18 protein-coding genes are annotated in these 22,933 nt (G+C 45.9%); 8 read left to right on the forward strand and 10 right to left on the reverse strand.

Annotated elements, in window-relative coordinates:
- Positions 1-93 precede the first annotated feature (93 nt).
- The 3 genes from NGM44_RS09850 to lon all read right to left on the reverse strand — a co-directional run bounded on the left by NGM44_RS09850 (position 94) and on the right by lon (position 3,966).
- Positions 94-711, reverse strand: a complete 618-nt coding sequence (locus NGM44_RS09850; RefSeq protein WP_253223482.1) for a hypothetical protein — start codon at positions 709-711, stop codon at positions 94-96.
- 94 nt (positions 712-805) lie between these two features.
- On the reverse strand, positions 806-1,417 hold the full coding sequence (locus tag NGM44_RS09855) for an inner membrane-spanning protein YciB (RefSeq protein ID WP_253223483.1): 612 nt from the start codon (positions 1,415-1,417) through the stop codon (positions 806-808).
- A 110-nt stretch (positions 1,418-1,527) separates the two neighbouring features.
- Positions 1,528-3,966, reverse strand: coding sequence for an endopeptidase La (lon, locus tag NGM44_RS09860; protein WP_253223484.1), 2,439 nt, complete (start codon positions 3,964-3,966; stop codon positions 1,528-1,530).
- A gap of 271 nt (positions 3,967-4,237) precedes the next feature.
- On the opposite strand from lon, the gene NGM44_RS09865 reads away from it, so the two are divergent.
- A complete protein-coding gene (locus NGM44_RS09865) occupies positions 4,238-5,554 on the forward strand; it encodes a Na+/H+ antiporter family protein (RefSeq protein WP_253223485.1) in 1,317 nt (438 codons plus the stop codon).
- Positions 5,555-5,669: 115 nt separating this feature from the next.
- On the opposite strand, the gene NGM44_RS09870 is transcribed toward NGM44_RS09865, so the two are convergent.
- Genes NGM44_RS09870 through NGM44_RS09880 form a run of 3 tightly spaced genes read right to left on the reverse strand, consistent with a single transcriptional unit; the run spans position 5,670 to position 7,862 of the window.
- Positions 5,670-6,890 carry an HRDC domain-containing protein gene (locus NGM44_RS09870; protein WP_253223486.1) on the reverse strand — a complete coding sequence of 407 codons (1,221 nt, stop codon included), beginning with the start codon at positions 6,888-6,890 and terminating at the stop codon, positions 5,670-5,672.
- 11 nt (positions 6,891-6,901) lie between these two features.
- Positions 6,902-7,495 carry a recombination mediator RecR gene (recR, locus tag NGM44_RS09875; RefSeq protein ID WP_253223487.1) on the reverse strand — a complete coding sequence of 198 codons (594 nt, stop codon included), beginning with the start codon at positions 7,493-7,495 and terminating at the stop codon, positions 6,902-6,904.
- A 34-nt stretch (positions 7,496-7,529) separates the two neighbouring features.
- Positions 7,530-7,862 carry a YbaB/EbfC family nucleoid-associated protein gene (locus NGM44_RS09880; RefSeq protein WP_253223488.1) on the reverse strand — a complete coding sequence of 111 codons (333 nt, stop codon included), beginning with the start codon at positions 7,860-7,862 and terminating at the stop codon, positions 7,530-7,532.
- A gap of 360 nt (positions 7,863-8,222) precedes the next feature.
- On the opposite strand from NGM44_RS09880, the gene NGM44_RS09885 reads away from it, so the two are divergent.
- The 6 genes from NGM44_RS09885 (at position 8,223) to NGM44_RS09910 (ending at position 18,883) form a co-directional block, all read left to right on the forward strand.
- Positions 8,223-9,521: a lytic murein transglycosylase gene (locus NGM44_RS09885; RefSeq protein WP_253223489.1), complete on the forward strand. Its 1,299-nt coding sequence runs from the start codon at positions 8,223-8,225 to the stop codon at positions 9,519-9,521.
- 501 nt (positions 9,522-10,022) lie between these two features.
- Positions 10,023-11,384, forward strand: a complete 1,362-nt coding sequence (locus NGM44_RS09890) for an MFS transporter (RefSeq protein ID WP_253223490.1) — start codon at positions 10,023-10,025, stop codon at positions 11,382-11,384.
- Positions 11,385-11,459: 75 nt separating this feature from the next.
- Positions 11,460-13,103, forward strand: a complete 1,644-nt coding sequence (mdlC, locus tag NGM44_RS09895) for a benzoylformate decarboxylase (protein ID WP_253223491.1) — start codon at positions 11,460-11,462, stop codon at positions 13,101-13,103.
- A 62-nt stretch (positions 13,104-13,165) separates the two neighbouring features.
- Positions 13,166-14,620 carry an aldehyde dehydrogenase family protein gene (locus NGM44_RS09900; RefSeq protein ID WP_253223492.1) on the forward strand — a complete coding sequence of 485 codons (1,455 nt, stop codon included), beginning with the start codon at positions 13,166-13,168 and terminating at the stop codon, positions 14,618-14,620.
- Positions 14,621-14,784: 164 nt separating this feature from the next.
- Entirely contained in the window at positions 14,785-18,351 is a 3,567-nt protein-coding gene (mfd, locus tag NGM44_RS09905; RefSeq protein WP_253223493.1) for a transcription-repair coupling factor, read from the forward strand.
- 94 nt (positions 18,352-18,445) lie between these two features.
- Positions 18,446-18,883, forward strand: a complete 438-nt coding sequence (locus NGM44_RS09910; protein ID WP_253223494.1) for an HIT domain-containing protein — start codon at positions 18,446-18,448, stop codon at positions 18,881-18,883.
- A 65-nt stretch (positions 18,884-18,948) separates the two neighbouring features.
- Here NGM44_RS09910 and NGM44_RS09915 read toward each other — a convergent pair whose 3' ends face one another.
- The 3 genes from NGM44_RS09915 to NGM44_RS09925 are packed head-to-tail and all read right to left on the reverse strand — an operon-like array spanning position 18,949 to position 19,762.
- The gene (locus tag NGM44_RS09915) at positions 18,949-19,209 is read right to left on the reverse strand and encodes an ImmA/IrrE family metallo-endopeptidase (protein ID WP_253223495.1); all 261 of its coding nucleotides are present in this window, start codon (positions 19,207-19,209) and stop codon (positions 18,949-18,951) included.
- A complete protein-coding gene (locus NGM44_RS09920) occupies positions 19,206-19,412 on the reverse strand; it encodes a hypothetical protein (protein WP_253223496.1) in 207 nt (68 codons plus the stop codon). The genes NGM44_RS09915 and NGM44_RS09920 overlap by 4 nt, the downstream gene beginning before the upstream one ends.
- Entirely contained in the window at positions 19,412-19,762 is a 351-nt protein-coding gene (locus NGM44_RS09925) for a helix-turn-helix domain-containing protein (RefSeq protein WP_253223497.1), read from the reverse strand. Before NGM44_RS09925 ends, NGM44_RS09920 begins: the two co-directional genes overlap by 1 nt.
- 199 nt (positions 19,763-19,961) lie before the next feature.
- On the opposite strand from NGM44_RS09925, the gene NGM44_RS09930 reads away from it, so the two are divergent.
- Positions 19,962-20,981, forward strand: coding sequence for a DNA cytosine methyltransferase (locus NGM44_RS09930; protein WP_253223498.1), 1,020 nt, complete (start codon positions 19,962-19,964; stop codon positions 20,979-20,981).
- On the opposite strand, the gene NGM44_RS09935 is transcribed toward NGM44_RS09930, so the two are convergent.
- Complete coding sequence (locus NGM44_RS09935; protein ID WP_253223499.1) at positions 20,953-22,917, reverse strand: ATP-binding protein; 1,965 nt, start codon at positions 22,915-22,917, stop codon at positions 20,953-20,955. The two genes, NGM44_RS09930 and NGM44_RS09935, sit on opposite strands and share 29 nt — an antisense overlap.
- Positions 22,918-22,933: the final 16 nt, after the last annotated feature.

The following is a 22,933-nucleotide window of genomic DNA, read 5'->3' on the forward strand; positions in this document are numbered from 1 at the left end:
GTAAATTAAGTAAAAAATTACAGTTCAGCAGGCTGCATACAACGCACCATTGCTTAAATGGGTTTTTGATGGTGCGTTCCACATTTTCTACGCCTAAATTTGCCTAAACTTCCAAAAATCTTTGCCGTCTATTTTCCAATAACAGAACTCATCAGGAATTAAATAGCCAAAATCCATTGCTTTTGCAAACCAATTTTCATAGGCATAATCTTCATGACATCTATCCCAGTCCATATGCAGATAGACATTGGTATCAAAGTTAATATAAAATATAGGCAACCTTGAAGAAATCTGATTTATTTTTTTAAAATCACTTAATTCACCATTATTTGATATTTCCCCATTGATGGCTAGTTTATTTTCAACAATACCGTAGAGCCTTTGTAGTTCTTGATGATTGAAATCAAAAAACAATAAAGATTGTAACTCTGACTTGGATAGGACAATCACTTCTTCTATTTTTAGAAAATCTTCAAAATTGCTTTTTTGAAGTTGCCATATGCCATTTCTATAATAATATGAATTTAGCTCATGATTGTATTCTGCAATAGATATTTTCCCTTTCTTTAATTCTATATCTAAATCTAATTTCATGTTTAATATAAAATACTCTTTTTTACTTATTACAAAATAGTGTTTTTTATTAAAAACAAATAATGAAATACAATCAATATATTGAAAAATTCTTGTCAAAAAATCATTTTTCTGCATATTTATCAAACTTCTTAGTCAATTGTTATTCGTACAGCAGGATGCCTACCTTTATAAAAAAAGCCCTATGATTGGCGTATCACAGGGCATATGATTATTGAATATCTTTGCGGATATGACGCCGCAAGCTAAAAAACATCACTGCAATAAAGCCGAACATCACAATCATATCACCAAAGGCGGTAAATTCGCCCCAGTATTTGCCATCTGCAAAGACAAAGGCAAAAAATGCGTGCAAACCTGCCATCGTGCCAAACATACCTGCCCAAGCTAGATTAAGCTTGTGCCAGCCTGATTGAGTGAGTTCAAAGACTTGCCCGAACAGTTTTTTGACAATCGGTGTCTTATCTTTGGCAAATAGCGGTGAGATCAGCAGACCCCCAGCAAAGGCAAGGTTGATAATAATAGCCTTTAGGCGGATATAATAATCATCAGAGAGTGCCAAAGTAATCCCGCCAAACACGATGGTCATCAATAGCACGAACCATTGCTGCTTTTCTAGGCGGAATTTTTGGCTGATGAATAAAAAGCCATAGACAATCACCGTCGATGCGATTAGACCTGCGGTCGCCACAAGCACATGATTATTATCCACGCCTGCTGAGCCGATCAACTGCAAGATGGGATGTTCGGCGTTGGTCGGCTCGGTGGTTTTATACAGATAAAAAAAGACAATCAGCGGAATAAAATCAATCAAGGCTTTCATAGTAGATATCTTAATAGTAATTCATCATAAAAACTTGCCAAGTGCCAATCTGCCAAATAATGGATAATTATCAAGCAAATCAACACTTAGCAAGCGATTAACCATGCGGTTTAGCTGACGACTTTATCCGATGGTGCGTCATGCGTGATGACCTTTGGCGGGATAGGGCGAAGTTTTTCGACCAAAGCCGCTGCCAGCACTTCATCGATGCTCTCAACAGGGGTGATGGTCAGACCTTCTTTGACATTGTCAGGAATCTCTGCCAAATCACGCTCGTTTGACTTAGGAATCAGTACTTGCTTGATGCCACCACGGTGAGCAGCCAGCAGTTTTTCTTTTAGGCCGCCGATACGCAGTACCTTACCACGCAAAGTCACTTCACCAGTCATGGCGATATCTGCACGGATGGCGATACCTGTCATGGCTGACACGATGGCGGTGGTCAGGGCGATACCTGCTGATGGACCATCTTTTGGTGTCGCGCCTTCTGGCATATGGATGTGCAAATCCGTGTTTTTGAATTTTTCATAATCAATACCAAAGCGTTCGCCACCTGCACGCACGACACTCATCGCAGCACGGATAGACTCTTTCATCACATCACCCAGCGATCCTGTGAATACCAGCTCACCTTTGCCCTGCATGGTTGCAGATTCGATGGTCAATAGCTCACCGCCCACTGATGTCCAAGCCAAACCTGTGATACGGCCAACTTCAGGTTCTTGTTCGGCCAGACCATAATCAAACGGCTTGACACCCAAGAAATCGCTGATATTATCATCTGTCACGGCAACGGTATCAAACTTCACGCCTTTTTTGGGCTTGATGCCGTGCGTTTCGACTTGAGAGCGGACAGCTTTACGGCTGATTTTATTGATTTCACGCTCAAGATTACGCACGCCAGCTTCACGGGTATAATGGCGGATAATGCTCGTCACTGCATCGTCGGTGATGTCAAGCTCATCTTTGCCCAGGCCGTTTTGTTCTAGTGCTTTTGGGATTAGATAATTATTGGCAATCGCCAGTTTCTCATCTTCGGTATAGCCTGGCAGACGAATCACTTCCATACGATCCAGTAGCGCTGGTGGAATATTCATGCTATTGGCAGTACAGATGAACATCACCTGAGACAGATCCAGATCCAGATCTAGATAATGGTCATTGAACGCTTTATTCTGTGATGGATCAAGCACTTCTAGTAGGGCAGAGGCTGGATCGCCACGGAAGTCTTGTGCCATTTTGTCAATTTCATCGAGCAAAAATAGCGGATTTTTGACTTCAACTTTTGATAATGACTGCACAATCTTACCTGGCATCGCCCCGATATAGGTACGGCGATGACCACGGATTTCTGCTTCATCACGCACACCGCCCAATGCCATACGCACAAACTTACGGCCTGTGGCACGAGCGATACTCTCACCCAGTGAAGTTTTGCCCACACCCGGTGGACCTACCAAGCACAGAATCGGGCCGCGAATTTGCTTCACGCGCGACTGCACCGCTAGGTATTCTAAGATGCGATCTTTGACATCGTCCAGTCCATAATGGTCTTTATCCAGTGTTTGTTTGGCTTTTTCAAGATTGATCGAAACCTTGCTTGCCTTATTCCACGGTGTGTCAAGAATCCATTCGACATAGCCGCGCACCACCGATGCTTCTGATGAAGTGGCAGGCATCATTTTTAGTTTACGAAACTCAGCTTCGGCTTTTTTGCGCACATCATCAGGCAGATCAGCATCTTTTAGACGATTTTCAAGCTCAAGATCATCATCGTCCGCGCCATTATTCAGATCAGACAGCTCATTTTTGATGGCTTTCATTTTTTCGTTCAAAAAATACTCGCGCTGATTGTTTTCCATCTGCTTGCGCACGGTATTTTCAAGCTCATTTTCGATGTTGCGCTCGGTTTTGCTGCTGGTGAAATAGTCGGTCAAAATCTTGAAATACTCTTCGGCATTGTCCGACTCTAGCAAGGTTTGTTTTTTGTCCAAAGCCAGCTGCGTGCGTGTGGCGATAAAATACATCAGCTCAAGCAAATCATCGAATTTGCTCGCTACTTTGATCAGCTCGCGCGAGTTTCTTAAGCTGCCATCGGCATAGTCACTGAATAGATCGAGCAGCAGTTTTTTGTGCGCGTCGATCTCATCGCGGCTGTAGCTTAGGGTGATCGGTGCAGGCACAAAGTGTGCAAGCAAGCTTTCTTCAGGCTTGTCATCGACTGTGCTGATGGCATCGACTTGTACGCGCTCGATACCTTCGATCAGCACCTTGATGCATTTATCATCCGAATCGTGCGGCATGGTGCTGACGATTTGGCAGCGTGTACCGAATTGATACAGATTATCGGTGTTAATCTCTTCGCTCAGCGAGTCTTTTTGGGAGACGACGACGATCATGCCATTGTGCAGATCTTGGGCAAGTTCGATGGCTTTGATCGATTGTTCGCGGCCAACGAACAGCGCGATTTGCATATGCGGATAGACGACGACATCACGCACCGCTAATAATGGCAGGGATTCTAAGTTTGGCATGTTTTGTTTGCTCATTGTTGTGATTCCTTTTTGCAAGATGATGGGTTTATGGTGGCGATTGGGAGAAATTGCAAGTTTTTTATGACAAGTGAATGAACATTTCTCATCAAATCTTGCACCAGTGTTACTACTTTGAAATTGTCTATAATAATAATTTTGTTAAGTGATTGATTTTAATATATTTTTTATCAAATTTTTATTCTTAATTTTGCGGTATAATAGACGGCTTATTTTGTGTGATTTTTTTGAACGATTTGTTCGATATTTTTTGCTTTTTGGAATAACGATGATGATAAATGCAGTTTTAATCGCTGTCATTGTGATGGTAGGGCTGTCGCTGCTGCGCGTCCATGTGGTGTTAAGTTTGGTGATCGGTGCGCTGATCGGCGGCTTGGTTGCAGGTATGTCGGTGGCTGATACTTTGACAGCGTTTCAAGGTGGTATCAAAAATGGTGCGGAGATCGCGCTGTCGTATGCGATGCTCGGTGCGTTCGCGATGGCGATTGCGCATTCTGGCTTGCCGCAGATGGTCGCAGATAAATTGATCGCGCAGGTGAATCATACCGATGGTGCTGCCAAGCTGAAGTGGCTGGTGTGCATTATCCTTGTGGTGATGGCGATGATGTCGCAAAACATCGTGCCGATTCACATTGCCTTTATTCCACTGATCGTACCGCCGCTACTGCTTGTGATGAATAAACTGAATCTGGATCGCCGCGCGGTGGCGTGTATTTTGACCTTTGGTCTGGTCAATACTTATATGTTCATTCCGTATGGATTTGGTGATATTTTCTTAAATCAGATTATCCTAAAAAATATCAATGACGCAGGCATGGTCACAGGCGACATCTCGATGATGAGTACCATGGCAATCCCTGCGGCAGGGATGCTGCTTGGTCTATTAATGGCGGTGTTCGTCACTTATCGTAAGCCGCGTGTGTATCAGAATATCGAGATCGCCAAAGATGCGCCAAATCGTGAAGTCAATGGCTATGATGTTGCGGTGGCGATCGGTGCGATCTTGGTGGCATTAGGCGCGCAGTTGATGACAGATTCGCTGCTGATCGGTTCGCTTGTGGGCTTTGCGGTATTTATGGCAACTGGCGTGGTTAAGTGGCGTGAAGCTAATGATGTCTTTAATGACGGTATCAAGATGATGGCGATGATTGGCTTTATCATGATCTGTGCACAAGGCTTTGCTGAAGCGATGAAAGCCACAGGGCAGATTGATACCTTGGTGGATGGGGCGATGCAGCTATTTGGCGGTAACAAAGCAATGGCGGCCTTGGCGATGTTGATCGTTGGTTTGATTGTGACCTTGGGCATTGGCTCGTCATTTTCAACGGTGCCAATCATCGCCACCATCTATGTGCCACTATGCATGGCGATGGGCTTTAGCGTACCTGCGACGGTGGCTTTGGTTGCAACCGCTGGCGTGTTGGGTGATGCTGGCTCACCTGCGTCAGATTCGACACTAGGCCCGACAATGGGTCTTAATGCCGATGGTCAGCATGATCACATCAAAGATTCGGTGATTCCGACCTTCATCCACTATAACATTCCACTGATTATTTTTGGTTGGATTGCGGCGATGGTATTATAAGGTATTATCATAACCGCTAAACAAAAAGCCAAGTGTAATACTTGGCTTTTTATTGGCTTAAAATTTATAAACCTAGTCAAATTGTCATTTGATAAGGCTTGGCATACGACACCAATTATGATGCCGACTGTGGCGGCTGATTAAATACAGACACAATCTGCGCCTTGTACTCACCAAGTATCGGCAAAATCTGCTCGACGATCAGCGCCTTACGATAGCCGTGCAATTCGCGCGGTAATTCACTGATATCACCATCGAAGGCGGTGATCTGTAGCAGCTGATTGATCCAGCGATTTTTTAATAATAAAATCGCAGGCACGCCTGTGGCTTGGCTGAAGTTTTCGACCGCGTCATTGACCGCATTTTTGAACGGTTTATCCTTGCTGTGATAAGACGGCGGCGGCATCGGCGGTAGGTTATTTTCACTCATGGCATTGACCTGACGGACGATGCGCACGATCTCATCTCCATAGCGGCGCAGGGCAGCACGGTTGATGGTGGTGCGCGCCAACAACTTAATGCTATCAGGCATCTGCTGCACGATTTCGCGTAGGGCCTGCTTACCGATGATGAAGCTGCGCGGTTCGTTGGTTGCGCGTGCTAAGGCTTCACGCCATATGGTCAGCTGCTGTAGCAGTGCCAATTGACGACGCGTATAAATCGGCGCAATCAGATCTAAATACAGCTGATCATCAGGCAGATTCTGCGTGTCGTGCAGTTCATGGGCATAGCTGTGGCTGTCTTCACAGGCGTAGTCGTACAGCTGTCGTGCTTTAAGCTCACTTTGTACCGCTTGATATAGCGCAAGCAGATAGCGCACATCATTGGCAGCATAGTTTTCTTGTTCTTGGGTTAAGGGGCGTGCCAGCCAGTTTGACTGACTTTCCCCTTTATCGATATGCACGCCCAAGATCTCATCAGCGGCTTGACTGTAGCCGATTTGTAGTTTGCCTGACAGATACGCCACACCAAGCTGTACATCAAAGACATTGTTCAGTGGTGGGCATTTGGCAAGTAAATAAAAAATCCCCAAATCTTCACCGCAGGCATACCACACCATCGTCGGCACTTCGATTAAGGCTTGCCACAGATCGGTCAGATCAAGCTTGGGTGCATCGACCAGATAGATCGCTTTGCCGGTATTGATCTGAATTAGCGCAAGGATGGGATAATAAGTGGTGCGCTTGATGAACTCGGTATCGAGCGCGACGACATCGACGCTGTCAATCTCATCAATCAGCGCATACAGCGCATCCGTGGTCTGCACCCAGTGGGTCGGCAGCTCATCTAATGCATGAAGATCGGTGGCGTATCTTGGCAAGGCTAAAGTAGTCATGGAAATATCGGTCAAATGGTATCGCGGTTTTGTAAGGCTTGGTGTAGGGTGATGCTGTCAATATACTCAAGCTCACCGCCGATCGGAATGCCTTGGGCAAGCCGCGTGATTTTCTCCACATAGGGCTTGGCGGCATCATAAATAAAAAACGCTGTCGTCTGACCTTCGACGGTCGCGCCTGTGGCTAGGATCAGCTCGCGTACGCCGCCTGATTTTAGGCGAAAAATCAGCTCATCAATGTGTAGATCATCAGCATTGATGCCATCGATGGGCGATAAATGACCACCAAGCACAAAATATTTGCCACGATAGCCGCCACTTTGTTCGATGGCGAAAACATCCGATGCGTTCTCGACCACGCACAGCACGCCATCATCACGGCGTACATCGCGACAAATCGGACAAATCTCATCATCGCTGAACGAATGGCAGTGCGCACATTCGATGATCTCACGCATGGCGATCTCAAGCGCGGCGGCTAGGTTTAGCCCTTGCGCGCGTTTTTTGGTCAAAAGCGCGAGCGCCATCCGCTGCGCCGATTTTTGACCGACACTTGGTAGGATTTGCAGCTCTTTGATGAGTTTGTCAAGTTTTGGGGTCAGCACGATGATTGCTCGATATTTTCGCCAGACAGATGAATCAGCCGAACAAGCCTTTCATGCTCGGTGGCAAGCCCATACCAGTAGTCGCGCCCGCCATCACTTCTTCGTACAGCTCATCGGCTTGGCGCACAGCATCATTGATCGCAGCGGCGACCAGATCTTCGATCATATCAGGTTCGTCGTCCATTAGACTTGGGTCGATGGTCAGACGCTTGACGACATGGCGACCTGTCATGGTGACTTTGACCAAGCCATTGCCTGCTTCGCTGTGCACTTCTTTGGTAGCAAGGCTTGCTTTGGCAGCTTCGACATTTTTCTCAACTTGCTTTTGCATGGCTTGCGCTTGTTGCATTAGGGCTTGAATGTTCATAATCGTATCCTAATTGTCTGAATGTATAGAGTAAATATGGGGTTAAAAAAGTGATTTAGTATAGCACAAATTGATAAAAATTTTGTCAAAAAATCACAAGTTTGGGTTTGTATGACTGCTAAGAAATTTGGCAAAAAACAGCATCGGAAGGCGGTTGATGCTTTTTTAAAGATGATATCATGGGTGTAAAAATGGGGCAATTTGTCAAAGTATCGCCGCGTTGCTTGGAATAAACTTGGAATAAAGCTGTATAAAAATCAGTCATAAATAACAAAACATAAAAATATAATCATCGACTTTTTGCGCAAATCTTGCTAAAGTGTTTGCCCAAAACCGCTCAACTGATAACGGATGAATTTTATGACCCAAAAGCAATTTGCCCAAAGCGCCTTGGTAACTGGTATCGTGCTATTTTTGGCATCGTGTGCCAGTCAGCCAGCACAGCGCGCCCCGATCAAAGTCATCACCCCTGAGACCAAGCCTGTGGTGATCGAGCAGCCACGCCCGGTGGTGGTCAAGCCTGCTCCAGTGCAGACGGCAGGCGTGTACTCAAGCTTCGATGCATGGCGCAGTGATTTTATTAATCGTGCGATCGCAAAAGGCGCGAACGCCAGTACGATCAACAGCATGATGGCGGGCGCAAGTCTTAATGAGCGCGTGATCGACCTTGATCGCAGCCAAGCAGAATTTACCAAAATGCCATGGGAATATGTCGAAGGCGCAGTGTCATCATCGCGCGTCAGCCAAGGCAAATCGAAGCTGAATGATAACTTTAGCGTATTATCACGCGCCGAAAATCTGTACGGCACGCCTAAAGAAATCACCACTGCCATCTGGGGTATGGAGTCATCATTCGGTGCTGCCAGTGGTTCGATGGATCTGATCAACGCACTATCAAGCCTTGCGTACGATGGCCGCCGCCGTGATTTCGCTGAAAATCAACTGCTGGCGATGGCGCAGATGATCGAGCGTGGCGATGTCTATCAATCGCAGCTGAAAGGCTCGTGGGCAGGCGGCATGGGTCACACGCAGTTCATCCCTGGTACTTGGATCACCGAAGGCGTCGATGGCAATGATGATGGTCATAAAGACCCTTGGAATGCTGCGGATGCACTAAGCTCAACGGCAAGCTATCTGGGCAATGCAGGTTGGGTGCGTGGTCTTGCGCCATTTTATGAAGTGCGTTTGCCATCAGGTTTTGATTATAATCTGCTAAACGGCGGTAAGCTGAGCCTAGATGCGTGGAAGCGCGCAGGCTTAAGCGCGGTCGGTGGTGAAAGCTTCGGCGGTGATCAGCTTGCCGAGCTGTGGTTACCTGCAGGCAAAAACGGCCCAGCACTGCTATTGACCAAGAATTTCGAAGTCATCCGCGTGTACAACAACTCATCAAGCTATGCGCTAGGCGTTGCGCTATTGGCTAAGCGCATCGGTGGCGGCAGTGGACTGGTGCAATCTTGGCCGCGCGATGAGCAGCCGCTATCACGCACACAGGTGCAAAGCCTACAGCGCAAGCTGACTGACATGGGCTATGACACAGGCGGTGTCGATGGCGTAGCAGGCAGTAACACGCGCAAGGCATTTGCCAAGTGGCAAGCAGCGAACGGTCAGATTCCTGATGGCTTTATTAGTATGAACTCAGCGAGCAATCTGTTGTGGTGATTTGACCTAGGTGCAAAAGTATCATGGCTGAAGCGGTCTATTTGCCAAACCATCTATACCATACAGCACCATCTATCAAAAAAAGAGCGTTCAGTTTGGGCGTTCTTTTTTTATGTCCATAACTTGCAAAATCATAAAAAATCTGTATTATACGAATTGTGCAAAATTTAAGCATAACTATTAAAATTATTAATACAAACTATTATTATAAATAATTTGACTCTCTCTCCATTTCTATATACTATAGATAAATTAAATTTATGATTAAATTGCATAATATTCATGCAATTAATAACAAGATAAAGATTGGATAAAAATTAAGCAGTCAAATAATTAGGATCGATTGACAAACAACAGGGAATTTTTCATTTTTATCGATTTTATCTTTGCAATTTGAACAACATAGTATTGCAGTTTTGGCGTTGTTTAATCAAAAAAACAAGCGTATCATAAACGCCATTGAGAACAACAAGTAAAAGAACTGCCAAAAGGATGCACAAGATGAATAATAATAATCCTACAGCGGATGGCAAAATCATCGCCGTCCAGCAAGTTTTAGATGACAATCCTTTATCATTTTTTCAATATTTGACCATCATTTTGGGTTTTATCATCGTTTTATATGTCGGCTATGCGGCAGCGGTGATGGGTTTTATTGGCCCTGCATTGGCAGAAAGCTTGAATGTCACGCCAGCGGATCTGAATCCGACGATGGTCGCGAGTATGGTCGGTCTTGCCATTGGTTCATTTGCTGCAGGTCCATTTGCTGATAAATTGGGTCGCAAGATGGTGCTGCTGATTTCGGTGGCGATTTTCGGTGCGTTCAGCGTCTTGGCAAGTATGATGAGCAGTATCTCAGGGCTTACGGTGATGCGCTTGATCGTGGGCTTGGGACTGGGCGCAGCGATGCCGATCTCGATCACGCTTGTGTCTGAATACACACCGATCAAGGTGCGCTCTTTGATCGTCGCGGTGATGTTCTGTGGTTATACAGCAGGTTCGGCGTTGGTGGGCTTTGTGGCGGCAGCATTATTACCGCACTATGGCTGGCAGGGTGTGCTTGCTTTCGGTGGCTGGGTGTCGCTTGTGACGATCATTGTCTTGGCACTGTTTTTACCAGAGTCTGCGAAGTATCTTGCCGAAAAGCATAAGCACCCAGAGAAAATCCGCGCTTATCTGAATAAAATCGGTCATGTGGACGAAGGTGTACAGTTCGTCGGTGAAAAATCATCGTTAAATGTGGCTACCGCGCCTGCATCAGCGCAACAATCAGCCATCGCCAAGCTATTTAATAAAGAGTTGGGCGTGGGTACAGCGATGCTGTGGGTGATCTTCTTTATGACCATGGCGTACATCGCGGTTTATATCAGTTGGTTACCTACTTTGTTCGGTTTACTTGGCTATGAACAATCACAAGCAGCGACATTGGCGACCCTATTCCAAATCGGTGGTACAGTGGGCGCGCTGATCATCGGCGGCTTGATGGATCGTGTCAATCCTTATAAGGCACTGGGTATTGCGTTGGGCATCGGTTCGCTGATTACTTTGGCAGTAGCAATGTTTAACACCAATTTCGCTTGGCTGATCGCAAGTTTTCTAATCATCGGCGTGACCATCAGTGGTGGTATGGTAGGTTTCAATGCGTTGGCAGCTGCCTTTTATCCGACATCAGCACGCGCCACAGGAGTGAGCTGGGCATTGGGTATTGGTCGATTCGGTTCTATTTCAGGCTCATTACTTGGCGGTTATCTACTGGGATACAACATGGGATTTGGCGGTATCATGACTTGGATGACAGTACCTGTCGCGATCGCAACCATATTTATCCTATACATGGGCGTACGATACCATCGCGCCAAATAATCGGAATAAAATTAACATAGGTAACATAAATTAATAAGTAAACAACAATAATTTGAAATACACAAGGAGTAAGTTATGACAACTCAAAACAATCAACCAACCGTGCGTCAAGTCGTGCACAAGCTACTTCGTGATTTGAACATGACCACTGTTTTTGGCAACCCTGGTTCGACCGAGCTTGATTTCTTGACCGACTGGCCAGAAGACTTTCGCTATGTGCTAGCGCTCCAAGAAGCCAGCGCCATCGGTATGGCGGACGGCTACACCCGCGCTACAGGCAACGCAAGCTACATCAATCTGCACTCAGCGGCAGGTCTAGGCAATGCACTTGGCAATATCTTTACAGCTTATAAAAACCAGACACCGATGGTCGTCACCGCAGGTCAGCAAGCGCGCAGCTTACTGCTTGATGAAGCGTACCTAGCTGCCGATCAAGCCGATGCCTTCCCACGCCCTTATGTCAAATACAGCGTACAGCCTGCGCGTGCTGCTGATGTGCCAAAAGCCATCTTGCAAGCTTATCTAATCGCGATGGCAGAACCAAAAGGCCCAACTTTCGTATCCATCCCAAGTGATGACTGGAATCAGCCAGCGGAATACATCCAAGTGCCACAGGTTCAACCACAAGGCGCAGCCGATGAATCAGCACTGGCAGACATCGCTGATAAACTTGCCAAAAGCACCAACACGGCTATCGTCGCAGGCTCAGAGCTTGGTGTATATAATGGTTTCGATGAAGTGGTGGCACTTGCTGAGACGCTCAAGGCACCAGTCTATGCCGCGCCTGTCAGCCATGAGTGTGTCTTCCCAGAAAGTCATCCGCAGTTTGCAGGTTTCTTGTCAGCGATCCCAAGCGATGCCGCCAAAAAACTACAAGACTATGATCTGGTACTGATCGTCGGTGCGCCCGCCTTTACTTTCCATGTCCCTGGGGAATTTAGCCTAAAACAAGGCACGCAAGTGATTCAGCTATCAGTTGCCAACCACGCGCTTGCCATCTCATCGGTGGCTGCCGTACAGCCGACCATCAGCCTATCGGGTGATTTGGCAAAATCAGTGGCGAAGATTAACCAACATCTGGCAGCCCAAAGCGTTGCTACCAATGCCAAAGCTGTACCAACACTTGTGCGCAACCCAGTTGAAAAAGGTGAAACACTGTCAGCAGCTTATGCAGTACAGCTACTTCGTAGTATGGTGCCAGATACCGTGACTTTGGTCGAAGAAGCGCCATCGCACCGCCCAGCGATCCAAAGTCATTTCCCAGTCAATCGCAATCGCGGCTTTATGACCATGGCGAGTGGCGGCTTGGGATACGGTCTGCCAGCAGCAGTGGGCGTGGCATTGGCAGCCAAAGATGCGGGCAAGGATAAAGCTACTGAGCGCGTGATCGCGGTGATCGGTGATGGCTCGATGATGTACTCTATCCAAGCGCTGTGGACGGCAGCTGACCTTGATGTGCCTTTGACCGTGATTGTGCTGAACAACAGCGGCTATGGTGCGATGCGCTCATTCAGTAAATTGCTTGGTTATAACAATGTCCCTGGTATCAGCTTCACTGGACTTGACTATGTCAAAATCGCGGCAGGTCACGGCATGAGTGAAGGCTATCAAGTGGATAATGCTGATGATTTGCAAAAAGCCTTTGAACAAGCATTGCAATCAGAGCATTCAAACCTGATCGAGATCATCGTCGATCCAAATCAAGGTGACATTTACTAATTTTATAAATAATCATATCAACATCATTGAATTTTAATTTAACAATCTCAAGGAGAATGACAATGGCAACTCTACCACACGCAACCCATTGGATCGATGGCAAATGGATCAATACAGGCATCCAGCGCGAAACGCTAAACCCTGCCACCAGTGAAGTGATCGGCACTTATGTCGAAGGCGGTAAAGCCGAAGCACTGCAAGCGATCAGTGCTGCCAAGCGCGCGTTTAAAGAGACCAATTGGCGCTATGACCGCGAACTGCGCTATAAAGTGCTGAACGATTTGGCGAATGCTTTTGAAGCGCGTCAAGAAGAACTGGTGCAAGCGCTGGCTGTCGAGAATGGTAAAATCGTCCCAGAAGCGGCGTTTGAAGTGCAGCTTGTGATGTCAGGCTTACGCTATGGTGCAGCGATGATCTATGCCCAAGCAGGCCGCGCCGCTGAATGGTCAGCAGGTAAGATGTCAATGCTACTAAAAGAACCTGTGGGCGTTGTCGGTATCAGCACGCCTTGGAACTCACCTGCGGCGCTGCTGATCCGCTCGCTTGCTCCAGCACTGGCAGCAGGCTGTACCACAGTGCTAAAAATGCCTGGTCAAACCGCGCTACTGAACCATCTGATCGCCCAAATCCTAGCATCAGTGCCATCACTACCAAAAGGTGTGATCAATATGGTGACAGGTGAGCGTGAGCTACTAGAAACCATCGTCGAATCACCAGATGTGCCTAGCATCAGCTTCACAGGTTCGACTGTCGTTGGCCGTGCGCTGATGGAAGAAGGTGCAAAACAGCTCAAACGCTTCGGTCTTGAGCTTGGTGGTAAGACACCGCACATCGTCTTTGATGATGCTGATATCGACAAGCTTATCCCAACGGTGCGCGCAGGTTTGACGACTTTTGCAGGTCAGTTTTGTATGACAGGCAGTCGTATTTTGGTACAAAAAGGCGTGGCAGAAGAAGTCACCAAACGCCTAGCTGAAGCACTAGAATCTGTCAAGGTCGGTCCAGCATCAGACCCAAGCAGCGAGATGGGCGCGATGATTGACATCAAGAGCGTCAAGCGTGTCGATCAGATGGTCGAAGATGGCATCGCAGCAGGCGCAAAAGTCATCGTCCGCGGCGGCCCATACACCGATGGTCCATTATCAAAAGGCGCATTCTATCGCCCAACCTTGGTCGAAGTGAATGACAACAAAGCCGCTTTGGTGCAGCAAGAAGTCTTCGGCCCTGTTTTGACCTTGCAAGTATTCGAAACTGAACGCGAAGCCATCGAGCTTGCCAATGACAGTGAATATGGTTTGGCAGCGAGCATCTGGAGTAATGATGTCGATCGCCCACTGCGGATTGCACGCGAAATCGAAGCAGGCACGATCTGGGTCAATGACTGGGTGGTGATGCGCGAAGAGTTCGAAGAAGGTGGCTACAAGCAATCAGGCGTCGGTCGTCTGCGTGGTCTGGCGGCGATGGAAGATTTCTTAGAATCAAAACACATCGTGCTACAACCGGGTGCTACCGCTTAATTGTTAAGCAGTTAAACCCAAAATCTCAAAACAAGTCCAGCACTTCCCTGGGCTTGTTTTTTATGCTTTTAAAAATCAAAATCACGCAAAACCGCCAAGCGATTTATGCTAAAATAACCACAATTTTGCCCAATATTCCCATAATTATTCCCATCAATAACACCATGACTGCCACACATCATTCTAGCCCAATCCTTGAACTGCCCACCAAAGCCAATTATAAAACCACCGTGCCGCTACACGCAGGCTCAGATCTTGGCTATTGGCTGTCGTTGGTCGCCCAAAGCCAAGAGCGGCTTGTGGTGATGGTGACTAATAGCCAAAATGAACTCAATCAACTTGAGACGGAGCTTGCCTTTTTTGGGGTGACGGCGCACATCTTTGCCGATTGGGAAATCTTGGCATATGATCAGCTATCGGTTCACCAAGACATCATCTCAGAGCGAATCGCACTATTGACCAAAATGCCAAAAACAGGCGTGCTACTGGTCGGTGTTCAGACCTTGATGCAGCGGATTGCACCACCAAATTGGCTCATTGGACAGCATTTTGATTTGGCGGTCGGTGATCGTTTTGATCTGAATCATGAAAAAGATCGCTTGGCGCGCGCAGGATATTTGCATGTTGATAATGTCTTTGAGCCAGGTGAATTTGCGGTGCGTGGCAGCATTGTTGATATTTTTGCCATCGGTCAAAGCTTGCCGTTTCGCATCGATTTGTTTGATGATGAAATCGAGAGTATTAAGTTTTTTGATCCAGAAACACAGCGCACACTCAGTGATGATAGATTAGAAAAACTTAAAAAAGACAGTATCGCAGGGCTGAATAATTTATTGGCTGATAAACTGCCAAAAGTCGCCAAAGTCTCAGAATTCCGCCTGTTGCCTGCACGTGAATTTGCGCTAGAAGCAGGGCGCGAGCATTTCCGTCATAATTTCGCAAGCTTATTTCCCCACGCAAGCCATCGCAAGATCGAGCTGTATCATGATGTGATATCAGGCATTGCCCCACAAGGGATTGAGTATTATGCGCCGCTGTTTTTTGATCTCGATGAATGGCTGGGTGCGGGCAGTTTTTTTGCGTATTTGCCCAATGATGCGGTGATTGTCAGCCATGCTGATTTATCCAGTCATCACGATGCGTTTTATCAGCAGGTGGTTGGTCGTTATAATGCCCGCGCACATGATAAAGATTTGCCGATTGTGCCGCCTGATTATTTATTTTTACCAAATAATGAATTTCATCAAGCGCTCAAAGCATTCCCACGCGTGCTGATTGATAAAGCAGAAAATACACCCGTTAAGCTTGCGGGTTTGACCATCACACCACCGCCAAATTTACCGATCAATCACCAAAATGCTGAACCGCTGTCAGCATTGCTTGAGTATGTGGCGGATTTATCAGTGCCTGTTTTGTTGGTTGCAGAGAGTGCAGGTCGCCGTGAGATTATTTTAGAATTACTAAAAGGTAAAATCGCCACTCAAGTCTTGCAGGGCTTTGATGAGTTTATCAATAATAAAGATAAATTTTACCAAGACTGCATTGCCATCAGTGTTGCGCCAATTGAACGGGGGCTGTGGCTGGATGGTAATGATGGCTTTTGTGTGATCAGTGAGACGCAGATTTTTGGGCGGCAGGTATTGCAGACGCGTCGCCGTCGTCAGTCGAGTGTGTCGCAGGCGTTTTTGGTCAAGTCGGTGACGGAATTATCCGAAGGGTCGCTTGTGGTGCATCTTGAGCATGGTATTGGTCGCTATCATGGCTTGATCGTACTGGATGTCGGCGAAGGTGAGCAGGAGTTTATTCATCTAAAATATGCCGATGATGCGAGCATTTATGTGCCGATTACCAATCTTGCCTTGATCGGGCGATATAGCGGCACAGATTCTGAAGCGGTGGCATTGTCCAAAATTGGTTCGGGCAAATGGGAGAAGGCTAAGCTTAAAGCCCTTGAGCGGATTCATGATGTCGCAGCCGAGCTTTTGAATGTACAAGCACGGCGCAATGCCAAGGCGGGCATCAGCTTTGGGGTGGATATGGCGCAGTATGAGCTGTTCGCCAGTCAGTTTGCCTTTGAAGAGACCATTGACCAAGCCGCCGCCATTGATGCCATCATCCATGATATGAAGCAGTCTAAACCGATGGATCGCCTGATTTGTGGCGATGTCGGCTTTGGCAAGACTGAAGTGGCGATGCGTGCGGCATTCATCGCGGTGCAGGCAGGCTATCAAGTAGCGGTACTGGTGCCGACGACGCTTTTGGCAGGGCAGCATGAAGACAGCTTTATCAATCGCTTCGCGGATTGGCCAGTGCGCATCGAGAGTTTGTCGCGTTTTGGCAATAAAAAACATCATGATAAGGTGCTAGAAGATGTCGCAAGCGGCAAGGTGGATATCGTCATCGGCACGCATAAGATCTTGCAAGATGGCGTGAAGTTTCATAAGCTTGGCTTAATGATCATCGATGAAGAACATCGCTTTGGGGTGCGGCATAAAGAGCGGATTAAGGCAATGCAAACCGAGATTGACAGCCTATCCATGACCGCCACGCCGATTCCGCGTACGCTGAATATGGCACTGTCTGGGATGCAGGACATTTCAATCATTGCCACGCCGCCAGCACGCCGTTTGGCGATTAAGACCTTTATGATGGCAAAGTCTGATGAAGTGATCAAAGAAGCGATTTTGCGCGAGATTTTACGCGGTGGACAAGTGTATTATCTGCATAATGATGTGGCAAGTATCGAAGCGGCGGCAGAAAGCTTGCGCGAGCTGATTGGTGAAGCGCGCGTGGCGGTGGCGCATGGGCAGATGCATGAGCGTGAGCTTGCGGCGGTGATGAGTGATTTTTATCACAAAAAATTCAATGTCCTAGTCGCCAGTACCATCATCGAGACAGGCATCGATGTGCCGAATGCCAATACCATTATCATCAATCGCGCGGATAAATTTGGCATCGCACAACTGCATCAGCTGCGTGGGCGAGTGGGGCGCAGTCACCATCAGGCGTATTGTTATTTACTTGTGCCATCGATCAAGGGATTAAGTAGTGATGCTAAAAAACGCCTAAACGCCATTACGCGCGCGAACACCCTTGGTGCAGGTTTTATGCTGGCGTCCGAAGATCTAGAAATCCGTGGTGCAGGCGAGATTCTTGGCAAGGAGCAATCAGGCAATATGCAGACCATCGGCTTTGGACTGTATATGGATATGCTGGAGCGTGCGACTCGTGCGATTAAGCAGGGTAAGACACCAAGCCTTGCCACGCCATTGGATTTGGTCAGTGAAGTCGATATTCATGCGTCCGCACTGATTCCTGATGACTATCTGGGTGATGTGCATGAGCGGCTGCTGTTTTATAAGCGCATTAGTAATGTCGATGAAGTCAGTGAGTTGATTGACATTCGCACGGAGATGATTGATCGCTTCGGTGCGCTGCCTGTGCCTGCCCAAAACTTATTTGCCGTGCATCGCTGCCGTATTCGCGCCAAAGCGGTGGGTATTAGTAAAATCGATGCGACCAGTCATAGCATCAGTATGGAATTTAAGGCTGATACGCCTGTCGATGGGCTTGCGATTATCAAGCTGATTCAGTCTCATGATGGCTATCGTATGCAAGGGGCGACGATGCTTAAATTCACCGCCAAAACCGAGATGGATGTGCAGGTGCGACTGGATAAAGTGGCGGAGTTATTGCTGTATTTTGAGCAGAATTTGGTAGAAAATGGCTGATGGAAATTTTTCAAGCGGTGAAAATTTGTGCTATAATAACCACGTTTTGGCGAATTGCCATTTAAGATAAGTTAAGATTATAAAGAGAAAGACCATGTTTCAACTACATCCAACCCTTGCCAAGGACACTTTTTTGGTGGGGGATTTTCCATTATCGACCGTGCGACTGATGAATGATTGTCAATTTCCGTGGTTGATTCTTGTGCCGCGTGTGTCGGGCGTAAAAGAGATTTATGAGTTAAGCCATGCTGATCAAGTGCAGTTTTTGCGTGAGTCAAGCTGGGTATCTAGTCAGATGGCGAAGATTTTTGGCGCTGATAAGATGAATGTCGCCGCCCTAGGCAACCAAGTGCCGCAACTGCATTTTCATCATATCGTGCGTTATCAAAATGATGTGGCTTGGCCAAATCCTGTGTGGGGCCGTCCTGCCATCCCATATACCACCGAAGTGCTGAGCCATATGCAACAAACCTTAATGATGGCGTTGCGCGGTCATCATGAGATGCCGTTTGATTGGAAGATGGATGTTTGATATATAACCCATTGATTTATAAGGGAAATTGTATTTTGTAGTATGATAACATACTGCATAGCGTACTACAAAAACCCGCCTAAAGGCGCTAATAACTCAGCAGCGAACTGGTTGGCTTGCCATTTGCTGTCTTCAAAAGGTTTGTGTGCTGATGGGTTGCTGCGATTCAGAGTAGCTGCGATACCTTTGTGCATGAATAAATGGCCGAATTCATGAGCTATAGTAAATCTTGCACGACTGTCATTATTATACAAGGCGTCAAATACATCTTGTCTAATGTACATTACCATATCATCCGGTGATACAGACGCTTCCACATCTTTCATGTAGCTTTTTCCTTTGGTTCAAAAGAAAAGTCATAGGCTGTGGCTTTGGGCAAATCAATCTCAAGACAATTTAATACATCAAAGGGTTTGTGTATGTCGTCTTGAAAGTGCTGACGAACAAGACGGGCAAAGCCTCTAATTTCATGCTTGCTTCGTGGTTTGACACGCACGCCTTTATTGTATAAATGCAGACTATTTAACATTATACCTCCTTTAAAAACTGCATGATTTTTTTAATGTCTAGTGTTTGATTGTCTAGTTTGCGTGCAAACATTAATGCCAGCTCCGCCTCACAGTCATTGGCAGGTTTGATGACAATATCCTGCTCAAGCGTACTTGCTACCGCAACAAGTTCATTGGCTTGTTGTGCGGATAGTCCGAGATAGTCAATAATTTTGTTTAGCAAATTGGCATTAATTGGCTTTTTGCCGGTCTCAATTGCTGACAAATAAGGTGCAGATACGCCAATATTTTCCGCCATGGTTTTTAGCATGATATTATGTTCAATGCGTAATATTCTAAGCATTTTACCAAATTCTGTAACGGTTGCCATAAAACAGCTCCTAATGATGATTGAGCAAGAAATAAATCTTGTCAGATATATATTATCCTATAGGATAATTATTTGTCAAGAAAAAATCTTAAAATATGCTAAATAAAAAAACCACCCGTGGTGGATGGTAAAAAAATAACTCGAGTTTTTTAGCCAAATGGATTATAATATCCATCAATGGGCTGTTTTGAGTGATATTATGGAAAAAATAGAAGCAGTTGATCTATTTTGTGGTGTCGGTGGTCTCACCGCTGGGCTGATTAAAGCTGGAATCCAAGTGAAGGCAGGTTATGATATTGACGCTGCCTGTCGCTATGGCTATGAATATAATAATAATGCCACATTCATCCAAAAAAGCGTAGCGGATGTCACTGCCGATGAGATCCAAAGTTGGTATAGCGATGGTGCGGTGCGCCTACTGGCAGGGTGTGCCCCATGCCAGCCATTCTCCACTTACAATAATGGCAGGGATACAAGTATGGATAAGAAATATCCACTGCTCTATCATTTTGCGCGACTGATCGATGAAGTGCGCCCTGAGCTTGTGACAATGGAAAATGTCCCTGATGTCACCAAGCATCAAGTATATCATGACTTTGTGGCCAAGCTAGAAAGCTTGGGCTATCAAGTGTCGGCTCAAAAGGTGGAATGTGTGAAATATGGCATTCCCCAAGATCGCAAGCGCCATGTACTCCTTGCAAGCCGTATCGGCAAGATAGAGCTAATCCCTGCGACGCATGAGTCACCAGTGACAGTACAGGACGCCATTGGGCATTTGGCACCTATTGCAGCTGGGCAGAGATGCTCTGAAGATTCGTTGCATCTCAGTTCTGGTCTGAGTGAGCTGAATATGAAGCGGATTAAGGCGTCTAAGCAGGGCGGTAGCTGGCGCGATTGGCCTAAAGAGTTGGTTGCTGAGTGTCACAAAAAAAGCTCTGGCAAAACCTATGGCAGTGTCTATGGTCGTATGTCATGGGATAAGCCCGCACCAACAATGACAACATTATGCACAGGCTATGGTAATGGTCGCTTTGGACATCCTGAGCAGGACAGAGCCATCTCACTTAGAGAAGCTGCCATATTTCAAACCTTTCCCGAAGATTATCAGTTTGCAGAGCGCATCAATATGACAGCCATCTCTAGAATGATTGGCAATGCTGTGCCTGTTAGATTGGGTGAAGTGGTTGGGCTTAGCTTAAAGAATCAACTAGCTTCTTAATTTTATCAAGCTCTTTAGTTGATTCTAAAAAGTCTCCATAAGCAGCTTTTGCCTTTATCAACATCTCATCATAAGTGGACACCCTTCCATTGATTGCATTAAAAATATTTTCGATCTCTTTTTGGTCGCGATCAAATCTGTGGCCAATTAAGAATATCACAGATATTCTGTCTTTATCAGTAAAGGTAGGATTGGTCTGGCTTAAGCATTTAAATAATGTATCCCGATATTTTCTACCTTGCTCGAAAAGCTTAAGGTCATCTAGTTTATAGCTCAACTTAGGTCTTTTTAGTTCAATGATAATATGTTCACCACCTAAGGTTCTATAAGCCAAGTCTAGCCTGCCGCGTCTTTCATCTTCTGACAGCAAGTCTTTAATATCTGGATGTTCTAAAAACATCTTGTGTACGCTAGTTTCTTTATATGCTGTCGTGGAAACTCGCTCCCAAGTCGGATCAATCAACCATAGATGCTCATAAATAAAATCACGAATACTATTCTCGTAGTCATTTTCCTTAATCTTACCCTGAATTAGATCAATGGTATGCAGTCTTGATTTTACTATATCGTGATAAAGAGAAACCTCGTAAGAATCATAACTGCTAAATATTTTAATCAGTTCAGCAGGGCTTGAGCTGATGGCATCATTAAACTCATGAGCACTGCCTTCAAGTTTTAAGCGTTCAAAGGCTAATACCGTACTTCTAAATAACTCTTTTCTATCATCTTCTTTATCGCTATTGATACTCAGATGAGATACGGTGGACAATAGCTTTTCTGCATGTTTTCTGTGGTTCCGCGGTAGATCCTGAAGCCAGTTATTTAGGAGTGGATAGCTCTTAATAGATTCTTCGACATCGTATTTTCTTCTTTCCGTGCTCCATTTACTAAACATTTGATTAATAAGTGATTTAATAAATTCTATCAATGCTATATAGCGTGGATCGTCTTCACGAACACGCTGGCGATCGCTGGTTGCCAAGTCATCGACATCGTCATCATCCAAAAAATCAGCCTGAATCACTCCGGTAATGTAGTTTTTAATCAGTCGATTCTCTGAGATTTTATCCAAAATATTTTCTTGAAAGATGCGCCCACGAGAAAGGATGGATATGCCGTTAATGTTTCCCATATCACTACTATCTAGGTCTTTGGGCTTATAAGCTGTGCCAATCCAGCCAGAAAAGGAGTAAGTTGCATCCTTGTGAGTGTATTGATTGCTGGTAAAATTAAACTTTTTGGTATCTTCTGGAAATTCGTGTTGTTTGCTATTGGGCAACTGCCAAACAAACTGCAAATTACGATAGTCATCTCTATCTAGCTGGCTGATTTTTTCGTCATTGACATAAACATCAAATGCATCCTGCTCTCCAATAACTGAAAAGCGTCTTGCAATGCGTTTTTTCATTGCTGAGATAGATTGATTGACACGACTGCTTAATATTTCGGTTAAAACGAAAGTCGTGCCATGTTCTAGCCCGTCAATACCATCTGCTGACTCTTCTGCTGGATGATAAGGCGTCCCAGATGCGATGCAATCTTTTAGTTTATTGACATTAATAGATAGAGCATGACTATCCTGATCTTTTTGTTTGGAAGTGATTACAACATGTTGGGCGATCGAAAATAAGGCGAGTTTACCAATACCTTTTCTGCCCATTACTGGTCGTCCGCTTGGACTCTTGGCTTGATCAATGCGTCTTTTATAAGCTACTTTTAGAAATTTATTATTCAAATCATCTACAGACATACCATGCCCATTATCCGTGATGATAATTTGGGTTTGATCATCGTTGATCGTAATTCTAACTTCGGTGGCATCTGCATCCCAAGCGTTTGCAATTAGTTCTGTCAGTGCGGCGGCGGTGTTACTATATAAATTTAGACCAAGATGCTCAACTGCTGCCAAATCCACAGAGAATGTATATTTACCCATGGTTATCTATCCTTTG

The organism is Moraxella sp. FZFQ2102 (genome assembly GCF_024137865.1).
Taxonomy (GTDB): Bacteria; Pseudomonadota; Gammaproteobacteria; order Pseudomonadales; family Moraxellaceae; genus Moraxella.

What these genes read in the sequence shown, in the direction of transcription:
- NGM44_RS09850 (WP_253223482.1), bottom strand. Translation starts at nt 711, where the DNA reads ATGCAGAAAAATGATTTTTTGACAAGAATTTTTCAATATATTGATTGT.
- NGM44_RS09855 (WP_253223483.1), bottom strand. Translation starts at nt 1,417, where the DNA reads ATGAAAGCCTTGATTGATTTTATTCCGCTGATTGTCTTTTTTTATCTG.
- lon (WP_253223484.1), bottom strand. Translation starts at nt 3,966, where the DNA reads ATGAGCAAACAAAACATGCCAAACTTAGAATCCCTGCCATTATTAGCG.
- NGM44_RS09865 (WP_253223485.1), top strand. Translation starts at nt 4,238, where the DNA reads ATGATGATAAATGCAGTTTTAATCGCTGTCATTGTGATGGTAGGGCTG.
- NGM44_RS09870 (WP_253223486.1), bottom strand. Translation starts at nt 6,890, where the DNA reads ATGACTACTTTAGCCTTGCCAAGATACGCCACCGATCTTCATGCATTA.
- NGM44_RS09880 (WP_253223488.1), bottom strand. Translation starts at nt 7,862, where the DNA reads ATGAACATTCAAGCCCTAATGCAACAAGCGCAAGCCATGCAAAAGCAA.
- NGM44_RS09885 (WP_253223489.1), top strand. Translation starts at nt 8,223, where the DNA reads ATGACCCAAAAGCAATTTGCCCAAAGCGCCTTGGTAACTGGTATCGTG.
- NGM44_RS09890 (WP_253223490.1), top strand. Translation starts at nt 10,023, where the DNA reads ATGAATAATAATAATCCTACAGCGGATGGCAAAATCATCGCCGTCCAG.
- mdlC (WP_253223491.1), top strand. Translation starts at nt 11,460, where the DNA reads ATGACAACTCAAAACAATCAACCAACCGTGCGTCAAGTCGTGCACAAG.
- NGM44_RS09900 (WP_253223492.1), top strand. Translation starts at nt 13,166, where the DNA reads ATGGCAACTCTACCACACGCAACCCATTGGATCGATGGCAAATGGATC.
- mfd (WP_253223493.1), top strand. Translation starts at nt 14,785, where the DNA reads ATGACTGCCACACATCATTCTAGCCCAATCCTTGAACTGCCCACCAAA.
- NGM44_RS09910 (WP_253223494.1), top strand. Translation starts at nt 18,446, where the DNA reads ATGTTTCAACTACATCCAACCCTTGCCAAGGACACTTTTTTGGTGGGG.
- NGM44_RS09915 (WP_253223495.1), bottom strand. Translation starts at nt 19,209, where the DNA reads ATGAAAGATGTGGAAGCGTCTGTATCACCGGATGATATGGTAATGTAC.
- NGM44_RS09920 (WP_253223496.1), bottom strand. Translation starts at nt 19,412, where the DNA reads ATGTTAAATAGTCTGCATTTATACAATAAAGGCGTGCGTGTCAAACCA.
- NGM44_RS09925 (WP_253223497.1), bottom strand. Translation starts at nt 19,762, where the DNA reads ATGGCAACCGTTACAGAATTTGGTAAAATGCTTAGAATATTACGCATT.
- NGM44_RS09930 (WP_253223498.1), top strand. Translation starts at nt 19,962, where the DNA reads ATGGAAAAAATAGAAGCAGTTGATCTATTTTGTGGTGTCGGTGGTCTC.
- NGM44_RS09935 (WP_253223499.1), bottom strand. Translation starts at nt 22,917, where the DNA reads ATGGGTAAATATACATTCTCTGTGGATTTGGCAGCAGTTGAGCATCTT.